This window comes from Citrobacter sp. Ce119, assembly GCF_030334525.1.
In the GTDB taxonomy this organism is placed as follows: Bacteria; Pseudomonadota; Gammaproteobacteria; order Enterobacterales; family Enterobacteriaceae; genus Citrobacter; species Citrobacter europaeus.
Window position 1 is genome coordinate 78917 of sequence record NZ_JAOWDR010000037.1, and the last position, 25569, is coordinate 104485.

Consider the following 25569-nt stretch of genomic DNA (forward strand, 5'->3'; position numbering starts at 1 on the left):
TTATTACCTCTGCGCCATCGTGGTTTGCGTTGCACATTTCACATCACCAACCCACGCTGCGCCGCGTGCTTTTTCCAAATCAAGATCGGCTTCGCATATACTGCCATTGGCTGAAATTAACGTGATGACCGGATACTTTTTATCGATATCGATAGCAAACTCACCCTTTTCATCCGTACGCGTTTTACCGATGTGGTTATGGATATCGGTATTTGTAGCCAACTGTCCATCGGGATAACGAATGCGCCCGAATACGGTGACCATGCTTTTCACTTCAGGGTTGATAACACCCACGTTACCCGGATATAGCGTCAGCTCCTGTTTGCGTCCTGAAACAATATCGAAGCTGTCCTCAGAGTTTTTATCATTAAGGATTTCCAGCTTGTACTGAGCATAGGGCGGCAGTGCAATGAAATTTGATTTACCGCTGAGAAGATAATTGCGGTTATTAATCTTCGCAGCCAGTTTCCCCTCGCCGGTCAAATCTGTTTTCACAATGATGCCAGACCGCTGTCGCTCTTTACTCAGGCCGAAATCTTTACCTGCCCACGCCAGAGAACCCTGGGAAGAGAAGTTCATATTGGTGGAGTTGTCAGCAGAACGCGTTACCGATACGGTGCCGGCGTTATATTTCGTGTCATAACTCAAATTGCCGTTTACCGAATAATTATTGTCGTAATACTGTTCGCCACTCAGACGCGTTGATGCCGACAATCCGACCGATTTAATCGGGCCCTCAGCATACTGCTTGCGCGCGCTGAGATTACCCTGAGTACTGCCATAGCGATCGCGGGAGACGCCCATACTCAACCAGGATGCCAACGGCAACGATAAATCCAGACTGACATAACGTTCCTGCCGCCCATCGTCATTCCGGTTGTTGTAGTAATAACGCTGAATACCTGCACGCAACCCAACCGTGGCATACCTGCCTGAATAAAGGGTCGTGCTGTAGTCCAGATTACGATATTTATTTCCCGAGTAGCGATTCTCCGTCTGACTCACGGTGAGCGAGCCGCCATGAGGAATAAACTTTCCGAGGTTAAGAGTCCCGCCAATGGAATAATTATCACGCTCCTGCATGGGCAGACGATCGCCAATTTTACTGTCTTCACGAGATGCCCAAAGGGAACCGTATCCCTCAGGTACATTAAGGTTGATGTTACTGATATTTCGCCATGACGAATCGTTCGCCACCAGCGTCTGATTGCCAATGCTTACGTATTCATTCACATTGAGCGTGACATCCGTTTCATTAACCGCATTGTTGTCAAAACCGTAGAGCGTGGACTTCAGGCCCAGCCCCGACAATATTGCCAGCGTCACCGATGCGGCCCCCCCGGCAATCCAGGTCTGCTCGCTGCCCAAATCCTGATAATGATTTCGCTTATAACTCACACGGTCATAATCCAGTGAGCCACCAAACAGTTGCCACGAGAGCTGATCAATCCCGGCAGCTTGTTGGCGGGCAAAGATTTTATTAACCCTGCTGATACGACTATTAATTGTCCGGCCATTGACCACGATATCTACCGTGACGTCATAAACTCCATACGGAAAACGACTGGTATCAATTTCATAACTGCCCATATTAAAGTTCTGGACGCTGAGCAAACGCCCATCACGGAAGACATGAACCTCGCCAGCGGCTGGCAAAAATACGGTAATCGGCGTGAGTGAAAGCGCGGTATTCTCAACAACCGTACTTCCTTTGTTTCCGTAGCTCACACCGTAAATTTTCCCGCCATTCAGCGCATTCAGGCTGGCAATAGACTGGACATTCCAGGTGTCGAGCATCCCAAGCGCCAGTCGATAACCGTCATAATCACGCTCATACATCGCACGATAGAGTTTACTGGTGCCGTTGCTGTCGCCGATGCCGTAAAACGAACCGTTAATGTTGATATGGTGCTCGCGCAGCGATGTAGTATTGTCCACCGTCAGATAGCTGCGGGTACTGCTGCCATTATGATAATCGTTGTAGTAGGTACCAAAGTTATAGTTCAGGACGTTAGAGAGAGACTCCACGCTGGAAGGTCCAAGCAGGCTGCTGCGTGCGACAATCGCCTCAGTTAACGCATCTTTGCTGACAATCATCTCCAGGTGAAATGAAGAAACGTTGAGCTGCAGGCGTGCATTGTCCGATAGCTCGATATTGGTGTTATCGTGAAATTTCACATCACGAATTTTTTCTACCAACGCACGAGTTTTTCCAGATAACACGGCATTATTAGGCAATTCAGCAAGAGTCAGGGCTTTAACTGTAATATTGCCATCAACAAGTGAAATCACCGCATCGGCAATTTTTTGCTGACTTTTCTCGTCAGTCTCGTTGTAACGAATATATACCGGCACCGTCATTCCCTGCTCCAGTGAACGGGCGAAAGCGCTGGGAATAACGTAATTACCCACTTTTACTGGGGCTGCATGTGAAAATCCTGGTGTCAGCGCAAGAAAAAAACAAATGCTACCGCCGACAATATTTGTTGTTGTCATATGCATCCTTACATTCCGGTATTTTTATTTATCCCGTACAGATGGCTGCAATCGACCATCACTTCACTGTAATAAACTGCTTACCGTGCCAAATACCAATGCGTGAACGGCTATTGCTGATGTCGGTAAACTGTAATTTTATTTTCGTACCTGGCATAATGTAATAACGTTCGCGACAACCTCGTCCCTGATCGCGAGCCTTATCCTTACATGCGCCATAGGCGATCACACGAAACGAAACATTGCCAGTATTGGCAATAACATCGCCATTTCGGCTATATTCAAAACGCTCTTTTCGCGGCGCGACCACCAGAATAGTGCCAATTTCAGCCGACGCTGTTGCAACCGCCATTTTATTCGCCCGAGTTTCCGCGCTCTCGGTGACCGGCTCATCTATCCATTGCAGACGATAATAACGTTCGAGATCATCTGCAGGTCCTTTATAAAAGAAGCGAAAAACATCCTTTGCCTGACCAGGAAGAATAAGATTGGCAGGTGTAGAAAGTAACTCTCCGGAATTGACAGGTTTTATTTCGACTCCCCCCGCCAAAGGTGATGACAATTGTTTTACCGAAACACTGACATAACGCGCTGCATCAGTTGTATTAGTAATTTCTTTCGATAATGAACTCTCAGCAGAAGTCATTATCGATGTGATTTCACCCACATTAATTGCCAATCCGGGAAAAGATACTACTAACCCTACCAACATCGCTGTCGGTAAATATTTTTTCATGACGCCATTCCTGATAAATTCGGGAGAAAAAATTCTCCCGAATTTTTATTACTTAGGCAGACGGAGTCGTCCAGGTTGCATTAAACTGTACTTTTACATCTCCAGTCCAATAGCCGTCTGGCAGAGCAGAGTAATCCGTTACTGCCTGGCTACCATCAGAAGTCGCTGACGCGATGGTGAATTTGAAGTTGGATTGATCGCTGACACGAGCAGCACCGTTATAAGCGCCATCAGCCATCAGGCTTTCAAGACCAGAAGTCGAGCTGGAGTTAACCAGGACAGTATCTGATGAGTTAGTCAGCGCGGTGCCATTCCATGCCACCCCTACGTTCAGGGTAGACGCATCGCCACTGGCGTTGGTCAGCGTGTTACTAATGATCTGAGCAGTCAGCTCAAAATCAGTTGCCGTTTCCTGACCCTGAATAGTCACATCAAAAGCACCGTCCTGAGAGTTGAAGGCTTTCAGACCTTCAGCATACTGGAAAGTCAAAGAGTTCAGCGGGGTGACAACCAACATACTGGTGGTATCTTTTGTTGCCGTCGCGTCCCACGAGGCAGTTGCAGAAGCAGTAACGTCTGCCATTGCATTTGCTGCAACAAATACAGAAGCCAGAGAGGTTACTAATAATAATTTTTTCATTTTTATCTTCTCCTAAGAACAAACTCACCACCGAGTCTTATTTTTAAGTCACTCCAGCGGTTCCATTAATTGCGAGCCAGAATTGCCGCGCCAAAAAATTATCATTTGAATTAAGTAACATCTCAACAAACCCTGAAACGCAAAAATTACAAAAAACTAAGAATTTTCCCACAAAAAAATTTATCTAAGAAGTTTCCTAAGACGGAATTACTTGAAATACGCCTTGTTTCAGAATTATCACCCACACAAATAAGCAATACCAAACAATTCATCTTTTTTATGTTTTTGATAAATATCAAAAAGATCATACAAATAGCACCTAAGCAAAACCCTTACAAAACATAAAGATAATTAACGCCTCCATATTTTCTCTATAATGCTTATTATTTGTTGCAATTATGCTAAATTTTTAACTTCACAAGAAAATTCTCATGAAATATCCATATGAGGGGGAATATTCTTATAAAATAATCATTAAGCTGGAGGATTAGTATTCGAATTGATAATTATTTCACAAAAATAAAACCAGGAATTTTCCATATAAAAAGAATATTCCTGGAATATCAAGAGTTATATAACGTTCAACCAGGAGAGATTTAGCTGAAACCTTTTAATCCCAAATAACTATTAAGTGTTACCGTTCGCACCCGATGTAGGGTAATCAAATTTTGTTGTTCGAGAGATTTAAATGACCGGCTAACGGTTTCAATTTTAAGGTCGAGATAACTGGCAATTTCCTCCCGGGAGAATGGCAAGTGAAGCGTCGTTTCTGGCCTGCCAATACGTACATGCATCTCGTAAAACTCCACCAGAAAAGCAGCGATCCTGGCCTCAGCCTGTTTATTCGCATAGCGCCGCAGTTTTTCAACAATGAATCCATTGTCCCTGCAGAGAAACTTGATGACTGCGGCAGCAACCGACGGATCCTTTTCTGCTACTTTGAACAACCGCGCAATATCGATATGACATACCTCCGCAGCCGTTGCCGCCTTAATCGTTGTCAGGTACTTCCCCCCTTCGACAGCATCCAGCGCCATGATATCTCCCGGAACATAAAAGCGACTGATAAAATCGTTATCACCGCATTCCACGCTGGACTTGCAGTATCCCTCGTGAATAACAAAAAGCATGTTTGCGGCTTCATCCTGCCGGGCGAGTATCTCCCCTGCTTTAAACCTTCTTCTTTTGTCTATTAATCGGTGTTGATTATCACGATCAATTGCCGCTCCCTTTGGACACAGCGAACAATGGCGGGGGGGAAACGGGTTGCCGAGCGGCACAACAGGAATACGATGTTTGTGAATATCCGATTTCACGCAACAACTCCTCATAAAAATGAGACTGATTCTAATAGATCGAACCATAGGAACAATACGTGAACGGCAGACCAGGAAAATTCATGCTGGCAGGGAAAATTCTGTGATACGTCGCCTTTCGGGCTCCGGTGAGAGCGTAGGTCAAAAACAGACTGATGCGGATGATGTTAAAACGTAGGATAGAAAAATAAATGCGGCAGCGAAGTGAAGTTTAGAATTAAGCGGGAGATGCCTTAATAGCTTTAAAATTAAGAGCACTATTATGGCATCGCCCGTTTTCAATTACGCCCGGATCGTGTCGTCACCGAAGCCAATCCACTTATATGTGGTCAGTGCTTCCAGCCCCATTGGGCCACGCGCGTGCAGTTTTTGCGTGCTAACTGCCACTTCCGCCCCCAGTCCGAACTGACCGCCATCGGTAAAACGAGTAGAAGCGTTCACGTACACGGCAGAAGAGTCCACTTCATTCACGAAACGGTTGGCGTTGCTGAGCGTGCGCGTCAGGATAGCATCCGAGTGCTGGGTGCCGTGTTCGCGAATATGGGCGATTGCGCCATCCATATTTTCGACCACCACTACGTTCAGATCCAGAGACAGAAACTCGTTATCCAGCTCTTCCGGTTTCAGCGGCACCAGTTTGGCCGGGCCACACAGTACCTGCATCACGATTTCGTCACCGTGCAGCGTAACACCGCTATCCGCCATCTTTTGGCTTAATGCAGGCAGGAAACGCTCAGCGATACCCTGATGCACCAGCAGAGTTTCTACGGTGTTACAGGTGCTTGGACGCTGAGTTTTGGCATTAACGATAATCTTTAACGCCGGGGCTATCTCAGCAGAATCATCAACATAAATATGGCATACGCCAATGCCGCCGGTGATGACTGGGATGGTCGACTGCTCACGACACAGCTTATGCAGGCCCGCGCCACCGCGTGGGATCAGCATATCGATGTACTTGTCCATACGCAGCATTTCAGCGACCAGCGCGCGGTCCGGATTATCTATCGACTGCACCGCTGCTGCGGGTAAACCGCAGGCTTCCAGCGCCTTTTGGATCACCGCCACGGTCGCGGCGTTGGTCCGGTACGTCTCTTTCCCACCGCGCAGAATTGCCGCATTACCGGTTTTCAGGCACAGGGAAGCAACATCAACGGTGACGTTTGGGCGCGCTTCATAAATCACGCCAATCACACCCAGCGGAACGCGACGACGTTCAAGGCGCAGGCCGCTATCCAGCAGACCACCGTCAATCACCTGCCCGACCGGGTCGGCGAGATTACAGACCTGACGCACATCGTCAGCAATCGCTGTCAGGCGCGCAGGGGTCAGCGCCAGGCGGTCGAGCATCGCTTCGCTCAGACCATTTTCACGCGCCTGTTCTACATCCTGCTTGTTAGCGCTAAGGATACTTTCCATTTGCGCTTCCAGCTCATCGGCTATTTTTTCCAGCACGCGATTTTTTTCGCGGCTGGAGAGCAGCGCCAGCTTGTATGACGCAGCTTTGGCAGCAATGCCCATTTGTTCCAGCATATGCCTGTTCCTTAACGGGTGATCATATCGTCGCGATGGACAGCAACCGGACCGTATTCGTAGCCCAGGATGGTGTCGATCTGTTGTGAGTGATGTCCGGCAATACGGCGCAGCGCATCGCTGTTATAGCGTGTAACACCGTGGGCAATATCGCGCCCTTCGAGATTACAGATACGGATCACTTCACCACGAGAGAAGTTGCCTGTCACGCTTTTAATGCCTTTTGGCAGTAATGAGCTACCGCGTTCCAGAATCGCTGCGGTCGCGCCCTCATCGACGGTAATTTCCCCGGCAGGCGGTGCGCCGAAGATCCAGCGTTTACGGTTTTCCAGCGGAGAGGCCTGAGCATGAAAACGCGTCCCGACAGAAACGCCTTCCATCACATCGCCAATAACGCCAGGCTTGCTGCCAGCGGCAATAATGGTGTCGATCCCGGCGCGGCACGCGACATCGGCAGCCTGCAGTTTTGTTCCCATGCCACCGGTTCCCAGACCCGAAACGCTATCTCCGGCAATGGCGCGCAGCGCATCATCAATACCGTGCACGTCTTTGATCAGCTCAGCCTGCGGGTTGGTGCGTGGATCGGCGGTGAACAGCCCTTGCTGATCGGTCAGCAGCAGCAGCTTATCGGCCCCGGCCAGAATCGCCGCCAGCGCAGATAGGTTGTCGTTATCACCGACTTTAATCTCGGCGGTCGCTACGGCGTCATTCTCATTAATGACAGGAACAATGTTGTTATCCAGCAGCGCACGTAGCGTATCGCGGGCATTGAGGAAGCGCTCTCTGTCTTCCATATCCGCACGCGTCAGTAGCATCTGGCCGATATGAATACCGTAAATCGAGAAAAGCTGTTCCCACAGTTGAATCAGTCGGCTCTGCCCTACCGCCGCCAACAGCTGTTTCGAGGCTATCGTTGCCGGGAGCTCAGGATAACCAAGATGCTCACGTCCGGCGGCAATCGCGCCCGAGGTAACGATAACAATACGATGCCCTGCGGCATGGAGCTGTGCGCACTGGCGAACCAGCTCTACGATATGGGCGCGGTTCAGGCGGCGCGATCCGCCCGTTAACACACTGGTGCCAAGTTTTACCACCAGCGTCTGGCTGTCACTCATGATTCTCTGCCATTCAAAATTGGGGAAAATGATATCAAACGAACGTTTTAGCAGGACTGGCCCCGGTTGCCAACAACCAGCGCACAAAGCATGAAATTTTATTGCGCAGGATCAGCAAGCGTAACGGCAGATTTTGACGCATTTATTACAGAAACAAAAAAACATCCTTTTTTAAAAATATTCTTACTTTGTCATAAAACGTTCATTGCCAGACGTTAAAAACCTTCCTGTCTTTTAACGGGGATCACACCCAGTGAATATTAGCGCGTACTTTTAATCAGGAATGAAAATGAAAAAGAGCACTCTGGCATTAGTGGTGATGGGTATTGTTGCGTCGGCATCCGTACAGGCAGCGGAAGTGTATAACAAGAACGGTAATAAACTGGACCTGTACGGTAAAGTAAAAGCCATGCATTACATGACGGATTATGACAGCAAGGACGGCGACCAAAGCTATATCCGTTTAGGCTTTAAGGGCGAAACGCAAATTAATGATGAACTGACGGGTTATGGTCGCTGGGAAGCAGAGTTCGCCGGCAATAAAGCCGAAAGCGACTCTAACCAGCAAAAAACTCGCCTGGCCTTCGCCGGTCTGAAATTAAAAAATCTTGGCTCGTTTGATTACGGTCGTAACCTCGGCGCGCTGTACGACGTGGAAGCGTGGACCGATATGTTCCCGGAATTCGGTGGCGATTCATCTGCGCAGACCGATAACTTTATGACCAAACGCGCCAGCGGCCTGGCGACTTACCGTAACACCGACTTCTTCGGCGTCGTGGATGGACTGGATCTGACCCTGCAGTATCAGGGTAAAAACCAGGATCGCGATGTGAAAAAACAGAACGGCGACGGTTTTGGTACCTCCGTTACCTATGACTTTGGCGGCAGCGATTTCGCGGTCAGCGGCGCTTATACCAACTCCGATCGTACCAACCAGCAGAATCTGCAAACTCGTGGTACAGGCGATAAAGCAGAAGCCTGGGCAACCGGCTTAAAATATGATGCCAATGATATTTATATTGCGACGTTCTATTCTGAAACACGCAATATGACGCCGATTTCCGGCGGCTTCGCCAATAAAACACAGAACTTCGAAGCGGTTGTTCAGTACCAGTTTGACTTTGGTCTGCGTCCGTCACTGGGTTATGTGCTGTCAAAAGGTAAAGATATTGAAGGCGTAGGTAATGAGGATCTGGTGAATTATATCGACGTGGGCGCAACATACTATTTCAACAAAAATATGTCCGCGTTTGTCGACTATAAAATCAACCAGCTCGATAGCGATAATAAGCTGGGCATCAACGATGATGATATCGTCGCTGTCGGTATGGTCTACCAGTTCTGATATAGCATAAAAAAATGCCGGATGGGGTTGCGCCGCCATCCGGCATTTTACTGTTCATTACGCCGTTAATTTAACCGGCTCATCGTTAAAATCGTCAGCAGGCTCCAGCGCCAGATTCAGCGAGGTTAACAACCCACGTAATTTTTCATGAAATTCACGTAAGGTGTATTCCAGTCGCTCTACCACTTCAGTCTCTTTCACCGGCACCGCCGTCCAGTTCCCGTCTTTATCAAACAAGCCAAACTGGTAGCTGTAGGTGAAGCGTTTTTCCTGCGCCTCCAGTTCCATCCACCAGCCCCAAAACTCGCGTTTTTCAGGGGCGGGTTTCACATTGACGCAAACAGCCAGACAATCGAAAAAAAACCGATTATCTTCGCACTGCCCTTCCCGGATGTACGGGCCAAGCGCGGTGAATTTCTTGATCAATCTACTTTTCGGATGCCCACTCGGTAACGTCATTACGATCTCCTTAGGTGAAGCACCTGTTTTACCAAATCGATAAAATTTAGCAAACTTTTAACACAATCTCTGATTGATCCAACCAGTGATTTCCTGCAGGCCTTTGTCAAAATTGCGATACACCGGGTTGAATGGAATCTCCAGCAGCTTACCGTCGGAAGATGAAGATGTGATTAAACGCGACTCCTCTTCCGGGCTAAATGGATCGTTTTTCCAGAACCCCGACAGCATTGGCGTTGGGCAGCGTCGACCCAGCAGGCCCTGCACTTTTAATGAATAGCGATTAAGCTCAACGCGTAGCGCTTCATCGGATGCGTCGTGCATCCCGAGGCGACTGGCCAGAACGTCAAGATACATTTCCGGGACGCTTGCCTGACGTTGTGGGTCACTTAGCAGCGCATGCACTACCGGACCAAGACAGGCAACCGCCTTCAGACGCGATGATTCCAGATACGCCAGGCGTACCGCCACGTTAGCACCAAAGCGGAAACCGAAGGCCGCCACGCGGGTGTGATCCACCCATGGAACATTCGGCAGCGCTTTTAATACGTGCTGGTGCAGCAGGCTGGAATCCTGGGTCAGTTTCCATTTTGATGAGAACCCGACCGACGGCATATCCAGCGTCAGCATAGCAATACCGCGCGGGGCAAAGTAACGCTCATACAGACTGTAATAATCCGTTTGCATGGAGTCGAGGCCACCGCACATCAGCACCGTCGGGAACGGACCGTCGCCTTTTGGCATATGCAGGAAACCGGTGATCGGCGCGCCGCCGGTTACGGCAAACTCCATCTCACGCAGCGTGCCCGGCAGACGCTGCGCAGCTTCTTCATAAGCGCGATTGGCCAGAGCCTGCGCCTGCTCTGCCAGCTCATCGCCTTTTAAGTGTGGATACGCGGCAATGTTGTACAACGTGGAAGCATGCAGCCAGTGGCGTCCACTCACCTGCGGATCCTCCTCCATAGACGCTTTCTGTTGCCAGTCCATCGCCTGCTTCGCCCACTCGTAGATCCAGTTTCCACCGCGATAGCCGATGACCGTGTCATAGAGCTCTTTATCCGTGCGTTCGGCTTCGCTCATGACGATACGAGCCTGCACTTCGAGGATTTCGCGCGGATCGACGCCACGCCAGATCCACATCAGGCGATTCACCATGCGATACCAGTGTGGAACGGTTTTGCCATCCAGGGCGGATTGTACGGATGGCTGCGCGCCGTGATTAAAACGACGAACCAGCGTTGACGTTTCAGGGTGTTTGAAGCGGGGTTTAAACAGGACTTCGCTGAGGTTAGCCTGTGACATGATTGCAGCCTCCATGAGTACTCACTAAGGCATAGTGTAACCTGACACAGTGCAAAAAGAACAACGCCCGGCAGTTGCCAGGCGTTGAAAACTTTTTAGATTAGCGACCAGAGATCGGCGGGACGAACACTACGCCCATATCCCACGGCTGCTCAATCCAGGTATCCTGAGGGATATCAACAACATAATCATTCACCAGCGGGCGGCCAGCCGGCTTAGCGAAAATAGTAACGAAATGCGCTTTAGGGTACATTTCGCGGATCGCAACGGCAGTACCACCGGTGTCAACCAGGTCATCAATGACGATGAAACCTTCACCGTCGCCTTCGGCACGCTTCAGCACTTTCAGTTCGCGCTGGTTGTCGTGATCGTAGCTGGAGATGCATACGGTATCGACATGACGAATACCCAATTCACGCGCCAGCAATGCGCCCGGCACCAGACCACCACGGCTAACGGCAATAATGCCTTTCCATTGTTCAGAAGGCATCAGGCGGCTTGCCAGTTTACGTGCATGGATCTGCAACATGTCCCAGGTGACGACGTATTTTTCGCTCATGTGAAGTGTCCCAGCCTGTTTATCTACGGCTTAAAAAGTGTTCGAGGGGGAAATAGGTTGCGCGAGATTATAGAGATCTGAAGCACTAAAAACCAGTGTTTCGCGGAATCCACGCCTCTTTTTGCATGCTTTATGCTAGCCGTCAGCGGAGAAAGTGGTATTCTCAATCGCATCGCGCAAGCCTGACTTGTGATGTTTTTAATTCTGCTAACCCCGTGGCCTGCAAGCAAGTTTTGTAGGACATCGCCAAGGAGACTCAACGTGTCTGAACTGTCTCAGTTATCCCCGCAACCGCTGTGGGATATTTTTGCCAAAATCTGTTCTATTCCTCATCCGTCCTACCATGAAGAGCAGCTCGCTGAACACATTCTGAGCTGGGCCCAGGAGAAAGGTTTCCACGTCGAGCGCGATCAAGTCGGTAATATCCTGATTCGCAAACCTGCTACCGCAGGCATGGAAAATCGCAAGCCGGTCGTTCTGCAAGCGCACCTGGATATGGTCCCGCAGAAAAACAACGACACCGTACACGACTTCACTAAAGATCCTATCCAGCCTTATATTGACGGCGAATGGGTAAAAGCCCGTGGCACCACGCTGGGTGCGGATAACGGCATTGGTATGGCGTCTGCGCTGGCCGTTCTGGCTGATGACAACGTGGTACACGGCCCGTTAGAAGTCCTGCTCACCATGACCGAAGAAGCGGGTATGGATGGCGCGTTTGGTCTGCAGGCTAACTGGCTGCAGGCAGATATTCTGATCAACACCGACTCTGAAGAAGAAGGTGAGATCTACATGGGTTGCGCAGGCGGTATCGACTTTACCTCTAACCTGCCGCTGTCCCGTGAAGCAATCCCGGCTGGCTTCCAGAGCTTTAAGCTGACGTTGAAAGGCCTGAAAGGCGGCCACTCCGGCGGCGAAATCCACGTGGGTCTTGGTAACGCCAACAAGCTGCTGGTCCGTTTCCTGGCGGGTCACGCCCAAGAGTTGGATCTGCGTCTGGTTGATTTCAACGGCGGTACGCTGCGCAACGCGATTCCGCGTGAAGCCTTTGCTACCCTCGCCGTAGCTGCAGATAAAGTTGATGCGTTAAAAGCGCTGGTCGGCACCTACCAGGAAATCCTGAAAAACGAACTGGAAGCCAAAGAGAAGAACCTGGCTCTGCTGCTGGATACCGTGACTCAAGATAAAGCCGCGCTGACCGCTCAGTCTCGCGACAGCTTCGTGCGTCTGCTGAACGCCACCCCGAACGGCGTTATCCGCAATTCCGACGTAGCAAAAGGCGTGGTAGAGACCTCCCTGAACGTCGGTGTGGTCACCATGACTGACGATAATGTACAGATCCACTGTCTGGTTCGCTCGCTGATCGATAGCGGTAAAGACTACGTGGTGAGCATGCTGGATTCACTCGGCAAGCTCGCGGGTGCCAAAACGGAAGCCAAAGGCGCGTATCCTGGCTGGCAGCCGGATGCTAACTCCCCGGTTATGCACCTGGTGCGCGAAACCTATCAGCGTCTGTTCAACAAAACGCCGAACATCCAGATTATCCACGCCGGTCTGGAATGTGGTCTGTTCAAGAAACCGTATCCAGAAATGGACATGGTTTCCATTGGGCCAACCATCACGGGTCCGCACTCCCCGGATGAGCAGGTTCATATTGAAAGCGTCGGCCACTACTGGACGCTTCTGACTGAACTGCTGAAGTCTATTCCAGCGAAGTAAGGTTCTGCGCTAAATGCCGGATGGCGCTGCGCTTATCCGGCCTACACGCTAATTTGTAGGCCTGAGAAAGTTTTTATGCCGCCATCCGGTAATTGTTCTGAGTCACAGCCCCAACAGTAGCTGTCTTTCCATTTGTGGATCCAGCAGCGTGACGTGTAATCCCACCAGCCTCACACCACGCCCTCCCCGACGTTCATCCCAGGTTTTGCGCGCCGTCGCAATCAAGTCATCTTTATTTAAGCGCGGCCAGACGTGCTCCTGCGTGGTCTGCTGAAAATCATTAAACTTGAGTTTTATCCCCTGGCGAGCGATCAGGAGATCCGGCTTTACCTTTGCCAGACGCCGTTCCAGTTCGGGATACAGCCGCTCAATAATTGCCTCGCACTCTGGCCACTCGTGAATATCTTCCGCCAGCGTGCGCTCCACGCCGACGGATTTGCGCAGCCTGTCGTTGTTGACGTCCCGCTCGTCAATGCCCTGGCTACGCTCCCACAGCACACGACCAAACTTACCAAAACGTTTGAGCAACATTGCCAGGTCGTATTTTTGAACATCCTCGCAGGTACGTAATCCCATTGCTTCCAGCTTAGCGGCGGAGACTTTGCCGACGCCGGGAATTTTGCCTAACGGTAACGTTTTGAGAAATTCAGGAACGTCGGCAGGAGTAATCACATATTGCCCGTTGGGCTTGTTGAGATCGGAGGCAATTTTTGCCAGGAATTTAACCGGCGCAATTCCGGCGGAGGCGGTGAGCTGCAGCTCGTTAAAAATCGTCTGGCGGATCTCCTGGGCGATCAGCGTAGCAGAACCGTGACAGTGGGTACTGTCGGTGACATCCAGATAGGCTTCATCCAGCGAAAGAGGTTCAATCAGTGAGGTATAGCGAGAGAAGATCGCCTGAATCTGCCGGGAAGCTTCTTTATAAGCCTCATAGCGACCAGGCAATAAAGTGAGATGCGGGCACAGCTTTAACGCCATTCCCGTTGGCATCGCGCTACGTACGCCAAATTTGCGCGCCGGGTAATTGGCTGTGCTGATAACTCCCCGGCGCTCGCGGCTGCCGCCGATGGCAATGGGAATGTCTCGCAGGGCGGGGTTATCGCGCATTTCCACCGCCGCGAAAAAGCAGTCCATATCAACATGTATGATTTTGCGCATCACTCGCCTCCCACAACACTGTTTAAGTATACAGTATTTTTATGGTGTGAGAAGTATGATTATACCTTACGCCGGACCATTCATGACGAAGCGCGCATCGCACAGGTAACGCACAATATCCGTTTTCGTATGTTCCGCTGGATTGCCCGCCGTACTGACAAACAGTTTATTTACTTTGCGAATATTTGCCCGCAGCAGTTTTTCGATTGTCATCAGGCGAAAGGCATCATTCTCAACGCAGAAAAGCTCGTAATCGCCCAGACGTTCGCCACAAATTTCACAATGGTTCATCCAGTAACGAAGCCCGGTGGTTTTACTTTTATCGAGATAGTAATTGCTGGCTTTGATGTTCTTTTTTATCTCTTCAGGCAGAGAATTAATGTGGAACAAAAAGCTGTTACGCCTGACCGACTGCCAGCCCTGACCATCCTGATTTTTCTTAATAAAGCGGGTAAACATCACGCCATGAATACGGGTAATTTGGTGGCAGCTCCAGCAGTGCATCTTCGAGGTAATCACCAGATAGTACGGGGCGACGATATTGAAACTGTCGGTGTCGTAGACATAGTCACGCAGCGCCCCGTTTAGCTCATGGGGTTCGGTGTACCAGATACCTGAAACCTTGTCGAAATGTGCGCCCTGACAGGCCACATCGGTGACGTTATCAGTATCAATATCCAAGGGAATAATATGGGTTACATCTATCACATTGCCTTCCTTAGGGATAATTTGCCCCCACGTTGCGTGGGGGACGGGAACAGAATTAATGCGTGACGGGAGCAGATTGTTGACGTAAAGAAGTCACCTGCTTTTGCTTGTCCAGCTTATCAACCAGCGGTTGCACAACCTTCTCTCCCTGCTGGCCGAAATATTGATACAACGTATCGGAAGCGCTTTGCGTCAACACCATGATCTCAATGCGACGGTTACCGGCGCTTTCCGGGTTTTTCGCATCCAGCAACATTTGGTCCGCCATCGCGCTGACCTGCATAACTTTATCCTGCGGCATTCCGGCATCTTCCAGTACGCGTCGTGCCGACAATGCGCGGTCGCCGGAGAGGTTCCAGTTGTTGTAAATATTGCTCTTATAGCTCATCGCGTCAGTATGCCCGGTGATGATTATCTTGTTATCCAGCGAGTCAAACACGGGAGCCAACTCAACCAGCAGCGATTTAAAGAACGGCATAATTTTGGCGCTTCCGCGTTCAAACATATTGCGGTTCTGGTCATCTTTAATCAGTACGCGCAGCCCCTGAGGAACAATCTCCATCTCGAGGTTAGTTTCCATATGCGCGTTGCGGGCGATGACATTAATGTCGGTCGCCAGCTCGCCCAATTCACGGGCTGATTTTTGCTTCAGTAACGTCGTTTTCTCGTTCACGTCTAACGCCTTTTTCGCGTTTTCTTCCGTGATCTTCGCCGTCTCCTGCGGATTGGCGGTTTTATCGAGTTTGTTGCGCGTGACGTTTTTCTTCTGCGCACCCGGCGCTATCGGCTGCTTGCCCAGCTTGTTTAACGGCGCCATACCGCCACCGTTAAAGATTGATTGGCCATGCAGCGCTGCCACGATGTTTTCACGGTCAGCTTTACTGACGCTGTTCACGATCCACAGCGTCATAAACAGCGCCATCATCGCCAGCGTAAAGTCAGCAAATGCCACTTTCCACGCTCCACCATGATGACCTGCATGGTTCTTTTTAATTTGTCGGCGGATAATGGTGGTTTTCGCGCCGCGATCGCGACGATTTGGCCCCTTCCTCATGCTTATTCTTGCTCCAGCATCGCATTCACCCACGCATCCAGATTGGCGAATGTGGGTTTGGAAGCCAGATGAAGAAGTTTACGTCCGGCATCGACCGCCAGCAGCGTCGGCTTACCGCCCGCCTGCGCCACCAGCACGGTACGTACGCATTCAAGCAATGAGTGTTCTGCCCGCGCCTGCTGTTCCATGGCGTTTGCCAATGGGTCCATCAGGCAATAACAGATGAATACCCCCAGGAATGTGCCCACCAGCGCCGCCGCCACTTTCAGACCGATAAGCGCAATGGAACCGTCGATAGACTGCATGGTGATGATGATACCCAACACCGCCGCGCAAATCCCGAAGCCAGGCATCGCCTCGGCGGTACGTTGCAGGGAGCGCGATGGGGTTAACAGCGATTCTTCCGCCGTATCCAGTTCCTGATCGAGGATCCCTTCCAGCTCGTGGGCATCAATTTTCCCCATCGCCATCAGACGGAAATTATCGGCGATAAATGTCACCAGTCGCTTCTGAGTCAGTACCAGCGGGTATTTCTGGAAAATAGTACTTTCTTCCGGCTGTTCGATATGCTGATCCAGCATGCGCAGACCGCCGTTTTGCACCATTTCCAGTAGCTCATACAGGCACATCAGCAGTTGGCGCTGGAACTCCGGTCCCATTTTCTTTTTACTGATCACCCCTTTAATCTGGTGGACGATCTCTTTGAGTACGTGCACCGGGTTACCAATGATCATCGCCCCCAGACCCGCACCAAAGATAATAATAATTTCTGCCGGCTGCCAGATGGCAATTAATTGTCCGCCAGCCTCAAAGTAGCCACCAAATACGCAGCCTAAAACCACCAGTAAACCAAAAATCTTTTGCATTACGTCCTCCGCATGTTGATTCGGAATTGTTAATCTGGATATAAACAATCACGAATCTTGTGCGTGATTTTTTTATTCATTTGACAAATACGGGCTTCAGTCAGCCCTAATACCAGCGCGATCTCTTTTAAATTCATATCGTGCTGGTAATACATTGAGAGCACCAGCCCCTCTTTTTCGCTGAGTTGGCTCAGGGCATAACCCAGCATTTCCTGCGTGACGAATTGTTCCTCAAGCCCCCGCCCTTCGAGCGGCGCAATCGGTATATCGCCATTCAGTAATTCATCCAGACTGGCCAGCGATTCGGCGCCTTCCAGTTGTTGGTATTCCTGATAATCTTCAGACGACAACCCCAGCCGGGAAAGCTCCTCCCATGAGGGTTCATGCCCGAGCCGGGTACGCGCATCACGAATCAAATCTTTAATCTGATGGTATTTTTGTCGTAGCTGACGAGGCCGCCAGTCGAGGCTGCGCAGCTCATCGAGTATGGCGCCACGAATACGGTGGACGGCATAACCGGCAAAGCCTTCATCCGGTTGACCATAGCGGCGAATCGCATTCAGCAATCCCATCAGCGCCGTTTGTTCCATATCCTGCCTGTCCATAACGCAGGTACATTGCGGCGCAAGTTGACGCACCACTTTGCGCACCAAAGGAAGATAGGCCTGTAAATAATGGCTCTCTTGCTTTGGCGTTAGCACGGGCGTCGCATTAAAGTCTTCCGACTCGTAAGCATCCTGGATCATGTTATTTCCTGGCGTGTCGCTTATTGAAACACGACTTTTTTCACCAAAATGTCCTTATAAGGTGTCGCCATTTTGCGTTTCGCTAATTCAATTTTCAGATTTTCAAAAACTTTCTTTCTGATATCGGAGATCTTCAGCGCCCGAATATCCTCATATTTCATATTCGAGAGTTCATCTACCGTAATACTTTGATAGAGCGGTTCGTCTTTCTTAATTTTTTCAGCGTCTTTCTCTGAATCAACGACCATTACCAGCTCTGCCACCATGTATCTGTCTTCCCCTTCATTATCATGAAGCGTAACCACCGTTTCCGGCAGGGAGACAAAAATACTGCTGGACTCATCCTGGCTATCTTCCGCTTCATGCGCAGGCTTATCTGCTGCTGTTGCGGTTCCTTTAGTCATAGAATGATAAATGCCCCATCCTGCGCCCCCTGCAATACCCAGCGCCACGACGGAGCTAATCAGACACGCGATAACAATTTTCTTCATCTTGCTTTTACACTTTGATCAGAACGGATTCGTTCTGTTGAAATTGAGGCTCATCGTTAAGCGTCAGCGCCGACGTAACCTCGTCCTGTTGATGATCTGACTGCTGTTGCTGCTGTTGCGATTGCCCCTCGGAAGAGACCTGAACGTTCACTTCCATGAAGTTTTGCGCCGTGAGGTGCTGGCGTAAGTTTTCGCTAAATTGCTGCAACGAGCGGCAGACATCACTCTGATTTGCGCCGATGTGAACCATCAGCTTTCCGGCATCCAACTGCACGGCAATTTCCAGTTTGCCAAGCGAAGGAGGATCAAGACGAATAGTCGACACCTGCTGTTGCTGGCCCAACTGGAATTGAATTCTGTCTTTGAGCAGCGCGGTAAGCTTCTCTCCGAGTTCCTCTGTTGACAGCGTGGTCGGCGTCGAAACTTGCGTCGACACCACGCTATGATCGCTCAGGGCATTCACCGGCTGATTTCCCTGTGCCGCCGTATTAAGCAAACTTTGCGTCGCAAGCGTTGGGTTAACCGCCACGCCATCCGTTTTTCTCACCGCCATCGGGCGAGGAACGCTATGATCCTCAGACTTCACGCGGGCGGAAATTTGCTGTGACGTTGAAAGCGAAGCAGGTTCAGGCGCGATCGCGCGCAGATCCTGGGCGGAGAATGTGGCCAGTTTGGCCTGCTGATCCGGCGTTGCCTGAGGCAAATCCTCGCCGATCGACGCCAGCAACGTTTGCAGTTTAGGCGGCAGTGACGATAAATCCGTGGCATGCTGCTCAGCCGACGGCGAGGACGTATTTCCTTGTTGAGCCATCGCGCCCGCCAGTTGACGCAGCAGCGATGAACCTGATTGGGAGGTTTGCACCTGCGCCAGCATTTTCAGCATCTCACCGTCCGGCTGCTTCTGGGTTGGTGCAGACGCTGACGCCTGAGCCGGTTGCGCCAGCAGCATCGCCAGCAATGCCTGCATAGCCGCAGGATCTGCATCATCGCGCTGATGCCCGGCCGCCGACGCCTGCTGTTGGTTGACTTTTGCGCCGATCAAACGTTCAGCCACCGCGTTAAGCCCAGCCTGCGGCAAAGAAAACGTGCTGCCGCTCGTTGACGTTGTTGGGGCTGAGATAGCCGCCTTTTCCGGTGTGGCCTCTGCCAACGCACTGGCCGAGGCCAGTAATACAGGATTCATGCCTTCTCCGAAATTAAATTAACCATTGAGTACGCCAACATTCCTTCCTGATTTTGCTGATGTTGATCCATGCGCGCTTTGAGTTCTTCCGCACGCTGCGTTCGCCGGGTTATTAGCGCCTCAAACGCCGCATGCATTTTGCTTTTCACTTCCCTCAGCGCCCCGGCATCAGTTTCCCAGGCGGCATAGTCATGAAAAACGCGCATCACCTGCTGATGCAGGCCGGGTAATCGTCGCCAACGCTTGTTATCCAGCGCGTCGTTCATCTCTTGTACCAGGGCATAAAGCTGCTGTTGCTGTTGCAGACGCTCTCTTTGCATCGCCTTATCCCAGTTTTGCCGACAGACCTTCCCAGCCCGTGCGCAGATTCGTCAGGATGAGGATCACTTCATCAATTTTTTCCAGCGACAATTCGCCGCTGGCTTCGTACAGGCGGTAGACGCAGTGGTCATACAGCCGGGACAAATTCACCACCAGCTCGCCGCCGGTTTCAAACTCCAGCGAGCTGGTTAAGGCGTTGAGAATATCAATGCATTTGTTGATGCTTTGCGCCTTACGCTCATAGCGTTTGTTCTCAATGTGGCTTTTGGCGCGTTCCAGCTCGTCCATCAGCCCCGAAAACAGCACCAGCACCAGCTCTAACGGCGATGCTGCTGCGGTACGCGCAGCAAGATCCATCTCTTTGTATTGCGAATAACCATCCTGCGTGTCGTACATGTTGATTCTCAGTCCTTCTCTTAAACCAGCCGGTTACATAAACGCGGCCATACTCACTTTCATGGTGTACGTTTCAACCAGCGTATTGGTGTACTCTTCCACGTAGCGCTCGTAGTTGGTGTTATAGGTTTCAGTCAGTTGATCGCTTTCGTCCTGAATTTTGCTCTGCTGGTCATCAATGTTTTCCTGACGCATGGCGATGATGCCGTTACTGGAATCCAGATAGCTTTCCATCAGGTCGTCCATCTGCGCGACCATGCTGTCTTCCCCGACGAAAATAGAGGTCAAGCCGTCCGGATTTTCTTCCATTTCTTCGCTGAACTGGGTGGAGTCAATTTGTAAGTGACCGTCGGAATCCAGCGTGATGCCATAGTCGACAATCGAAACACCGCCGTAGGAGGCGTGAGCAATATCATCCATCTGATTTGCCAGCGAATTCATCCCGGCGTCACCGGCAAAAACCCCGGCAGCCGTGTCGTCATCGCCATAGCTGGTCAACGAATCGATGGTGTCGATTAACGTGTTGTAGGCATCCACAAAGGTCTGCACTTTGGCCTGCGATCCGCTGGAGTCTTCCGCGACGGTAAACGTGGTCACATCGTCAGGATCGGTAGGGTCGCTGACCTCAGAAAAGGTCATCGTCACGCCGGGGATAACATCATCAAACGTATTGGAGCTGCTGGTAATGGCAGGGCCGTCCTCGTTACCCAAATGGATTTCGGCGTCCTGTGGATTCGTTAACATCTGCTCACTAGATGACTCCGCCGCAGCAAGATCGTCGTTGCCAGAAACGCTCACCGAAAAACCGCTTTGCTTTCCCGTAGTATCAGAGGTCAGCATGATGGTGGTGGTGCCATCGGTTTTAACCAATGCCGCCGACACGCCGGGGTTGTCGTCCGAGTCATTGATCGCGTCAACCAGTTCACTGGCATCAATGAAACTGTCGCCATCTTCATCGGCAGCAGCAAGATCGATATCCATGGTCGTGCCGTCATCCATCGATAACGTAAAGGTACCGGATGCGCTGTACTGGTCATCGCTCATGCTGAAGGTGGTTTGTTGCGCCTGCGCAAGCGCCGAAACATAAAACGAGTAAGTCCCGGCCTGCGCCTCGGAGTTCGCCGATACGGTATTCGCGTCATTATTAGAGGTAGCAGAAAACGTCAGCGGGCCGTCTGTGTCGCTGTTCAGCGCATCGATGGCCGTCTGAAAATTCGTCAGCGCGGTACTGAGCGAGTCCAGACCGCTGCTCTCTGCATTCAATTCGTTCTGTTCGTTCTGCAAATTCGCCGCCTGGGTAGCAATATCGGCGTAGGCAAACTCTTGTGCTAATTTTTGGATCGGACTCGTAAAGCTCATAATCGATGACTCCGTGCAACGTTATTTATGTAATAGCAAAACGCATGCCAAAATTTTTTATTATTCAGATTCAGTAAGTTAACTTAGTGGCGGAAAGGCGTTTTCCCTTCCCCAGGAAGGTTTCCAGGTAAAAGCCAGGTCGCTGAAAGCACAACACCGCCGGATGGCGGTGTTGTGAATGACGTTAAGTCAGGAATTACTGCAGCAGGCTGGAAACCATGCTGGACATGCTGTTGGACTGCTTCAGCATGGTGATGCCAGTTTGCATCAGCACCTGTTGCTGGGTCATGTTGGACGCTTCCGTCGCGTAGTCGGTATCCATAATGTTACCGATCGCCACTTCCGTGTTGTCCTGCATGCTGGTCAGGTTAGCTGCGGTATCGTTCAGACGGTTGATAGATGCGCCCAGTTTGGACTGGATCTTAGACACGTCATCCATTGCAGTCTGAATAGTGGTGATCATCTGGTTTGCAGAACCAGAAGTGGTCAGCTCAGTACCACCAGAGATACCGGCAGCACCAGACTGGTCAGCTTTGAAAGAGGCGCTAACATCATCCAGCGCATTAACCAGATCGCCCAGCTGGCTGGAGATATCAACGGTCATGGTGTCAGAAGACTCAGCACCAACCTGGAAGGTTACCGCACCCTGGAACAGACCATTTTTACCGGTGTTGCTGGTACCGGAAACACCGAACAGGTTGGTGCCGCCGTAAGTGGTGTTCTGCAGCATATCGGACATCTGCTGACCCAGTTCGTCGTATTCGTCCTGCATCGCCTGCAAATCTTCGTCGTTGTAGGTTCCGTTCGCTGCCTGAGTGGACAGGTCTTTCATACGGCCCAGTACGTCGGTCATTTCATCAAACATGCTGTCTGCAGTCTGCAGCATCGCAGTCGCATCGTTGATGTTGCTCAGCGCAACGCCCATACCGCTGGACTGCGCAGTCAGACGGCTGGCAATCTGTTTGCCCGCAGCGTCATCTGCAGAAGAGTTAATACGGTTACCTGTCGCCAGACGTTCCATAGAAGTAGACAGTGATGCGCTGCTTTTGTTGATAGCATTAACAGCAGACATTGATGCGGTATTAGTATTAATCGATAACATGGTACAGCTCCTTGGGAATAATCGTTTTCGTTTCGATACTCTGTAAAAACGACCACCCGTCTGGAAAACTTAAAGCGCTGCAAAAAAAATTTTTACGCCCCTCACCACCTCATTAACCAGAGAGATAAACCTCAACTCTATTTTAGCTTTCCGTGCTTCCCTTTCACCAACACCCACTACATAAAGGAGATCTCAATCAAGATTTAATTAAAAGATTATTAGAAATATCTAATAATGGGTTGATTGCTTACACACCAACAGGGCTAACATCATGATACCAATGAGATTATACTCAATCAAAAGCGCTTTAATCACCCACTCCCTGACCTTATTTTACATTTAGTTGCAAATACCCTGTATTTTTATATTGTGAGTCTCAGGCACTTTCGTTACATTTCAAATCCCTTTTTGCACAGCATAAAAAACACTCAATAGCGATTCGGCTGCTGTTTCACAGCCAAAAGACATTTCAATTTCTCCAGAATTTTAATGCACTGATTTTTAACGGTGTGACACCAGGGATATAAAAATCTTGCGCGGGTATATAAAACCATGAGTATTGTAGTCAACAACTGGCGGATGGATTCCTCGCTTAATGCGCTAATCCATTGTGAAACAGGCGAGATACGTCGTCTGGGCGAATACCATTTTATTCTGTTAGAAACATTAGCTAAAAATGCCGATGTTGTTTTATCTCGTTCATTTTTAATGACCGCAGTATGGAAGAATCGCATCGTCGGTGGAAATAGTCTGCCGACAGCCGTTCATGCCCTGCGCGTTGCTATCGATGATGATGGTAAACAGCAGGAGATTATTAAAACCATACCTAAAAAAGGGTATTTATTTAATAAAAACTATCTGACTGAAATCATTGATCCTAATGAAAATAAAGCTGATGACAGCGCCGTTGAGGTAACCGAAGAGAATGCTGAGGTGGCTGAAACCCTTGCATCTGAAGAGCGTCTACCATCAACAACAAAAGAAAAAATATATCTAAATAATAGTCATTTAAACGCAAGCAGCAAAAAAAAACTGGCAACCAGACGTCACCCTTACCGGGCCGTACTGATTACGTTACCCGTTATCGTTGTCGCCTTGTCGCTGTTTGCCCTGATCTCTTATTTTAAAGCGCCGTCAGAAACAAAAACGCCAGAAGCCCCGCAACTGGTTAAAGAGACGCTGGAAAACGCCAATCGTATTACGGCTTATCAACTTTATGATCCAGGTGAGAATAAGAAATCATTATCACTCGTTTCACAACATATTCTTCCTGGTGTCGAGCAGATCAATCAACTATTGGTCACGCATAGCGCCTCGATGACCTTGTATTATCGGGTGTCTCTCAACAAGCTTGCCCTTGATATTGTGCTAAGCAATCAATGCAATGACAACTGGCAGTTAGCGCTGAGCTTTGATAACTGGCTAAATAAAGATAATGAAATGAATGGTATTTTAATTAAAGAAGTGGAGAAAATGTTAAATGAAATGCCAAAATGCAAATAATTACTTTTTCCCCTGCCTGTCCGCTTTAACGTTATTTTGTACCTTTATGGCCCAAGCCCACATTGAAAATACGGTTATTGTTAATTACGATCTTAATTCTGGCAAAAACGTACATTATGAACTCATTACGAGTCCACTGAATAAAAACACGACCGTTACTCTCGTCCCATTGGAGCAAAGTAACAAAACGCCATCAACGTTTAAGATCGCCGCCTGTATTAACCATTATGCTGGCACGTCGAAACAGGGGGAGTTTCATTTTAGTACGACCAAAACCGATCAAAACGATTCTCGGCTGGCGAATTTCGGGTCGTTTGTGACAGAACACAACCTGCATACGTGGTGGATTCATTTAGACGCGCAGCAAAATTTGCTTTTTACACAGGATGTAGGAGGTCTGTTAATCACAGACCCCTCTGCTTTTACTTTCTCAACAAAAGCATGCCATCAGGATTAGCTTAATAAACTACGGACCGTCTGGCTGGAAAGCCGGGCTTGTCCGTTTACCGCCTGTGCTAATACCTGATAATTGTGATTAGCATGATCCAATATCCCGCCCAGTGATTCCGAAGCTTTAACCGCACTTTCTGCCTGCGGAAAACGCGCCATACCGTCAATCAGCTGTCGGGCCTTCTCCTGCTGCGCGGCCATTTGCGCACGCTGATCGCCAATGACATCCAGCGTCTGCTGTAAGCCATCCTGAGAACGGGAACCGCCCTGCGCGATATGTTGCAGAAGGTCTTCTGAACGGGACGGATCGGCAAACGTTTTGAGTAGGGTAAACGCCGATGACTTCGCATCAACATCGCGTACGCTCAGGGTTTGTTGGATCTGTGGCCACTGCTTTTCCGCAGTGGAAAAGCTCAGCGCCCCCTGCTGATCGTGCACCTGCACCCCGACACGACGCAGCGCGTTGCTCATCATCATTTTGTACTGACCGGGATCCAGATCTTCACCGACCACCACCGCCGAGTGCTGCGTTTGCCGCCCGTCAGAGACGCTGAACATACGTGAACTTATGGCGTTTTTTTGCAGCATTTGCGCCAGTTCAGGTGAGTGAAATGTCACTCGCGCCTCGCCCTGCAAAACCGGACGCAATTGCCTGTCCACCGCGCCGCCGGATAACGCCGTTCTTTTATCCAGCCACTGTGACAGCTCGCTCCCTTTTTGCTGCTGCGCCTGTGGGCCGCGGCGCGATGCGTGGCGATAGTCAAGCAAATGCTGTTCCAGTTGTCCCAGGTAGTGGTCAGCCTGCTGCAGCGTGGTGAGCTGATCGTTAAGCTGCACACTGTAGCGCTGAGGCCGGGTGGTAATGAGTGGTGAGGCCGGATAATCACTCGCCGTTGCGGGTAACTTTTGACGGACAGGGGCATTCTGCGCAACGGTATGCTGCTGCACAGAAGGATTAAGCGCTCCGCTACCGGAGAGTGATGTTGTATTTAAACCGACCTGCATACTATTC

25 protein-coding genes are annotated in these 25569 nt (G+C 50.1%); 4 read left to right on the forward strand and 21 right to left on the reverse strand.

What is annotated here, in order from left to right:
* Positions 1 to 3: 3 nt before the first annotated feature.
* From OGV80_RS03130 to proB, 6 genes are all read right to left on the reverse strand, one after another.
* Complete coding sequence (locus OGV80_RS03130) at positions 4 to 2496, reverse strand: CS1-pili formation C-terminal domain-containing protein (RefSeq protein ID WP_043017848.1); 2493 nt, start codon at positions 2494 to 2496, stop codon at positions 4 to 6.
* Between the two features lie 58 nt (positions 2497 to 2554).
* Positions 2555 to 3232, reverse strand: a complete 678-nt coding sequence (locus OGV80_RS03135) for an EcpB family pilus assembly chaperone (protein ID WP_286513659.1) — start codon at positions 3230 to 3232, stop codon at positions 2555 to 2557.
* 52 nt (positions 3233 to 3284) lie between these two features.
* Positions 3285 to 3872 carry a common pilus major fimbrillin subunit EcpA gene (gene ecpA, locus OGV80_RS03140; RefSeq protein WP_003031365.1) on the reverse strand — a complete coding sequence of 196 codons (588 nt, stop codon included), beginning with the start codon at positions 3870 to 3872 and terminating at the stop codon, positions 3285 to 3287.
* 596 nt (positions 3873 to 4468) lie between these two features.
* Positions 4469 to 5188 carry a Crp/Fnr family transcriptional regulator gene (locus tag OGV80_RS03145; protein WP_286513661.1) on the reverse strand — a complete coding sequence of 240 codons (720 nt, stop codon included), beginning with the start codon at positions 5186 to 5188 and terminating at the stop codon, positions 4469 to 4471.
* 282 nt (positions 5189 to 5470) lie between these two features.
* On the reverse strand, positions 5471 to 6721 hold the full coding sequence (gene proA, locus OGV80_RS03150) for a glutamate-5-semialdehyde dehydrogenase (RefSeq protein ID WP_286513663.1): 1251 nt from the start codon (positions 6719 to 6721) through the stop codon (positions 5471 to 5473).
* 11 nt (positions 6722 to 6732) lie between these two features.
* On the reverse strand, positions 6733 to 7836 hold the full coding sequence (gene proB, locus OGV80_RS03155; RefSeq protein ID WP_003031373.1) for a glutamate 5-kinase: 1104 nt from the start codon (positions 7834 to 7836) through the stop codon (positions 6733 to 6735).
* A 289-nt stretch (positions 7837 to 8125) separates the two neighbouring features.
* On the opposite strand from proB, the gene phoE reads away from it, so the two are divergent.
* Positions 8126 to 9181: a phosphoporin PhoE gene (gene phoE, locus OGV80_RS03160; RefSeq protein ID WP_042310379.1), complete on the forward strand. Its 1056-nt coding sequence runs from the start codon at positions 8126 to 8128 to the stop codon at positions 9179 to 9181.
* Positions 9182 to 9238: 57 nt separating this feature from the next.
* Here the strand turns inward: phoE and crl are convergent, their stop codons facing one another.
* The 3 genes from crl to gpt form a co-directional block, all read right to left on the reverse strand.
* A complete protein-coding gene (gene crl, locus OGV80_RS03165) occupies positions 9239 to 9640 on the reverse strand; it encodes a sigma factor-binding protein Crl (RefSeq protein ID WP_016151866.1) in 402 nt (133 codons plus the stop codon).
* 57 nt (positions 9641 to 9697) lie between these two features.
* A complete protein-coding gene (gene frsA, locus OGV80_RS03170) occupies positions 9698 to 10942 on the reverse strand; it encodes an esterase FrsA (RefSeq protein ID WP_043015288.1) in 1245 nt (414 codons plus the stop codon).
* Positions 10943 to 11042: 100 nt separating this feature from the next.
* The gene (gene gpt, locus OGV80_RS03175; RefSeq protein WP_003031380.1) at positions 11043 to 11501 is read right to left on the reverse strand and encodes a xanthine phosphoribosyltransferase; all 459 of its coding nucleotides are present in this window, start codon (positions 11499 to 11501) and stop codon (positions 11043 to 11045) included.
* Between the two features lie 261 nt (positions 11502 to 11762).
* Between gpt and pepD the strand changes: the two genes are divergently transcribed.
* Positions 11763 to 13220: a cytosol nonspecific dipeptidase gene (gene pepD, locus OGV80_RS03180; RefSeq protein WP_221922490.1), complete on the forward strand. Its 1458-nt coding sequence runs from the start codon at positions 11763 to 11765 to the stop codon at positions 13218 to 13220.
* A gap of 102 nt (positions 13221 to 13322) precedes the next feature.
* On the opposite strand, the gene dinB is transcribed toward pepD, so the two are convergent.
* From dinB to lafA, 11 genes are all read right to left on the reverse strand, one after another.
* Positions 13323 to 14378, reverse strand: a complete 1056-nt coding sequence (gene dinB / locus OGV80_RS03185) for a DNA polymerase IV (RefSeq protein ID WP_043015284.1) — start codon at positions 14376 to 14378, stop codon at positions 13323 to 13325.
* Between the two features lie 66 nt (positions 14379 to 14444).
* Entirely contained in the window at positions 14445 to 15086 is a 642-nt protein-coding gene (locus OGV80_RS03190) for a hypothetical protein (RefSeq protein WP_043015283.1), read from the reverse strand.
* A 55-nt stretch (positions 15087 to 15141) separates the two neighbouring features.
* The gene (gene lafU / locus OGV80_RS03195; protein ID WP_043015282.1) at positions 15142 to 16140 is read right to left on the reverse strand and encodes a putative lateral flagellar export/assembly protein LafU; all 999 of its coding nucleotides are present in this window, start codon (positions 16138 to 16140) and stop codon (positions 15142 to 15144) included.
* A 2-nt stretch (positions 16141 to 16142) separates the two neighbouring features.
* The gene (motA, locus tag OGV80_RS03200) at positions 16143 to 17006 is read right to left on the reverse strand and encodes a flagellar motor stator protein MotA (protein WP_043015281.1); all 864 of its coding nucleotides are present in this window, start codon (positions 17004 to 17006) and stop codon (positions 16143 to 16145) included.
* 29 nt (positions 17007 to 17035) lie between these two features.
* Entirely contained in the window at positions 17036 to 17752 is a 717-nt protein-coding gene (locus OGV80_RS03205; protein ID WP_043015280.1) for a FliA/WhiG family RNA polymerase sigma factor, read from the reverse strand.
* Between the two features lie 20 nt (positions 17753 to 17772).
* Positions 17773 to 18243, reverse strand: coding sequence for a flagellar basal body-associated FliL family protein (locus tag OGV80_RS03210; protein WP_043015279.1), 471 nt, complete (start codon positions 18241 to 18243; stop codon positions 17773 to 17775).
* A gap of 7 nt (positions 18244 to 18250) precedes the next feature.
* Positions 18251 to 19426: a flagellar hook-length control protein FliK gene (locus tag OGV80_RS03215; RefSeq protein WP_043015278.1), complete on the reverse strand. Its 1176-nt coding sequence runs from the start codon at positions 19424 to 19426 to the stop codon at positions 18251 to 18253.
* Positions 19423 to 19746, reverse strand: coding sequence for a hypothetical protein (locus OGV80_RS03220; protein WP_043015277.1), 324 nt, complete (start codon positions 19744 to 19746; stop codon positions 19423 to 19425). Before OGV80_RS03220 ends, OGV80_RS03215 begins: the two co-directional genes overlap by 4 nt.
* Before the next feature lie 4 nt (positions 19747 to 19750).
* Entirely contained in the window at positions 19751 to 20143 is a 393-nt protein-coding gene (fliS, locus tag OGV80_RS03225; protein WP_003843794.1) for a flagellar export chaperone FliS, read from the reverse strand.
* 33 nt (positions 20144 to 20176) lie between these two features.
* A complete protein-coding gene (gene fliD / locus OGV80_RS03230) occupies positions 20177 to 21502 on the reverse strand; it encodes a flagellar filament capping protein FliD (protein ID WP_286513670.1) in 1326 nt (441 codons plus the stop codon).
* 196 nt (positions 21503 to 21698) lie between these two features.
* On the reverse strand, positions 21699 to 22604 hold the full coding sequence (lafA, locus tag OGV80_RS03235; protein WP_087053129.1) for a lateral flagellin LafA: 906 nt from the start codon (positions 22602 to 22604) through the stop codon (positions 21699 to 21701).
* Between the two features lie 552 nt (positions 22605 to 23156).
* On the opposite strand from lafA, the gene OGV80_RS03240 reads away from it, so the two are divergent.
* Positions 23157 to 24107 carry a transcriptional regulator gene (locus OGV80_RS03240; RefSeq protein WP_087053130.1) on the forward strand — a complete coding sequence of 317 codons (951 nt, stop codon included), beginning with the start codon at positions 23157 to 23159 and terminating at the stop codon, positions 24105 to 24107.
* Positions 24085 to 24564 carry a hypothetical protein gene (locus OGV80_RS03245; RefSeq protein ID WP_043015274.1) on the forward strand — a complete coding sequence of 160 codons (480 nt, stop codon included), beginning with the start codon at positions 24085 to 24087 and terminating at the stop codon, positions 24562 to 24564. Before OGV80_RS03240 ends, OGV80_RS03245 begins: the two co-directional genes overlap by 23 nt.
* Here OGV80_RS03245 and OGV80_RS03250 read toward each other — a convergent pair.
* Positions 24561 to 25562, reverse strand: coding sequence for a flagellar hook-associated protein (locus OGV80_RS03250; protein WP_286513673.1), 1002 nt, complete (start codon positions 25560 to 25562; stop codon positions 24561 to 24563). The genes OGV80_RS03245 and OGV80_RS03250 overlap by 4 nt on opposite strands.
* Between the last annotated feature and the right edge of the window lie 7 nt (positions 25563 to 25569).

What these genes read in the sequence shown, in the direction of transcription:
- OGV80_RS03130 (WP_043017848.1), bottom strand. Translation starts at nt 2,496, where the DNA reads ATGACAACAACAAATATTGTCGGCGGTAGCATTTGTTTTTTTCTTGCG.
- OGV80_RS03135 (WP_286513659.1), bottom strand. Translation starts at nt 3,232, where the DNA reads ATGAAAAAATATTTACCGACAGCGATGTTGGTAGGGTTAGTAGTATCT.
- ecpA (WP_003031365.1), bottom strand. Translation starts at nt 3,872, where the DNA reads ATGAAAAAATTATTATTAGTAACCTCTCTGGCTTCTGTATTTGTTGCA.
- proA (WP_286513663.1), bottom strand. Translation starts at nt 6,721, where the DNA reads ATGCTGGAACAAATGGGCATTGCTGCCAAAGCTGCGTCATACAAGCTG.
- proB (WP_003031373.1), bottom strand. Translation starts at nt 7,836, where the DNA reads ATGAGTGACAGCCAGACGCTGGTGGTAAAACTTGGCACCAGTGTGTTA.
- phoE (WP_042310379.1), top strand. Translation starts at nt 8,126, where the DNA reads ATGAAAAAGAGCACTCTGGCATTAGTGGTGATGGGTATTGTTGCGTCG.
- crl (WP_016151866.1), bottom strand. Translation starts at nt 9,640, where the DNA reads ATGACGTTACCGAGTGGGCATCCGAAAAGTAGATTGATCAAGAAATTC.
- frsA (WP_043015288.1), bottom strand. Translation starts at nt 10,942, where the DNA reads ATGTCACAGGCTAACCTCAGCGAAGTCCTGTTTAAACCCCGCTTCAAA.
- gpt (WP_003031380.1), bottom strand. Translation starts at nt 11,501, where the DNA reads ATGAGCGAAAAATACGTCGTCACCTGGGACATGTTGCAGATCCATGCA.
- dinB (WP_043015284.1), bottom strand. Translation starts at nt 14,378, where the DNA reads ATGCGCAAAATCATACATGTTGATATGGACTGCTTTTTCGCGGCGGTG.
- lafU (WP_043015282.1), bottom strand. Translation starts at nt 16,140, where the DNA reads ATGAGGAAGGGGCCAAATCGTCGCGATCGCGGCGCGAAAACCACCATT.
- motA (WP_043015281.1), bottom strand. Translation starts at nt 17,006, where the DNA reads ATGCAAAAGATTTTTGGTTTACTGGTGGTTTTAGGCTGCGTATTTGGT.
- OGV80_RS03205 (WP_043015280.1), bottom strand. Translation starts at nt 17,752, where the DNA reads ATGATCCAGGATGCTTACGAGTCGGAAGACTTTAATGCGACGCCCGTG.
- OGV80_RS03210 (WP_043015279.1), bottom strand. Translation starts at nt 18,243, where the DNA reads ATGAAGAAAATTGTTATCGCGTGTCTGATTAGCTCCGTCGTGGCGCTG.
- OGV80_RS03215 (WP_043015278.1), bottom strand. Translation starts at nt 19,426, where the DNA reads ATGAATCCTGTATTACTGGCCTCGGCCAGTGCGTTGGCAGAGGCCACA.
- OGV80_RS03220 (WP_043015277.1), bottom strand. Translation starts at nt 19,746, where the DNA reads ATGCAAAGAGAGCGTCTGCAACAGCAACAGCAGCTTTATGCCCTGGTA.
- fliS (WP_003843794.1), bottom strand. Translation starts at nt 20,143, where the DNA reads ATGTACGACACGCAGGATGGTTATTCGCAATACAAAGAGATGGATCTT.
- fliD (WP_286513670.1), bottom strand. Translation starts at nt 21,502, where the DNA reads ATGAGCTTTACGAGTCCGATCCAAAAATTAGCACAAGAGTTTGCCTAC.
- lafA (WP_087053129.1), bottom strand. Translation starts at nt 22,604, where the DNA reads ATGTTATCGATTAATACTAATACCGCATCAATGTCTGCTGTTAATGCT.
- OGV80_RS03240 (WP_087053130.1), top strand. Translation starts at nt 23,157, where the DNA reads ATGAGTATTGTAGTCAACAACTGGCGGATGGATTCCTCGCTTAATGCG.
- OGV80_RS03245 (WP_043015274.1), top strand. Translation starts at nt 24,085, where the DNA reads ATGAAATGCCAAAATGCAAATAATTACTTTTTCCCCTGCCTGTCCGCT.
- OGV80_RS03250 (WP_286513673.1), bottom strand. Translation starts at nt 25,562, where the DNA reads ATGCAGGTCGGTTTAAATACAACATCACTCTCCGGTAGCGGAGCGCTT.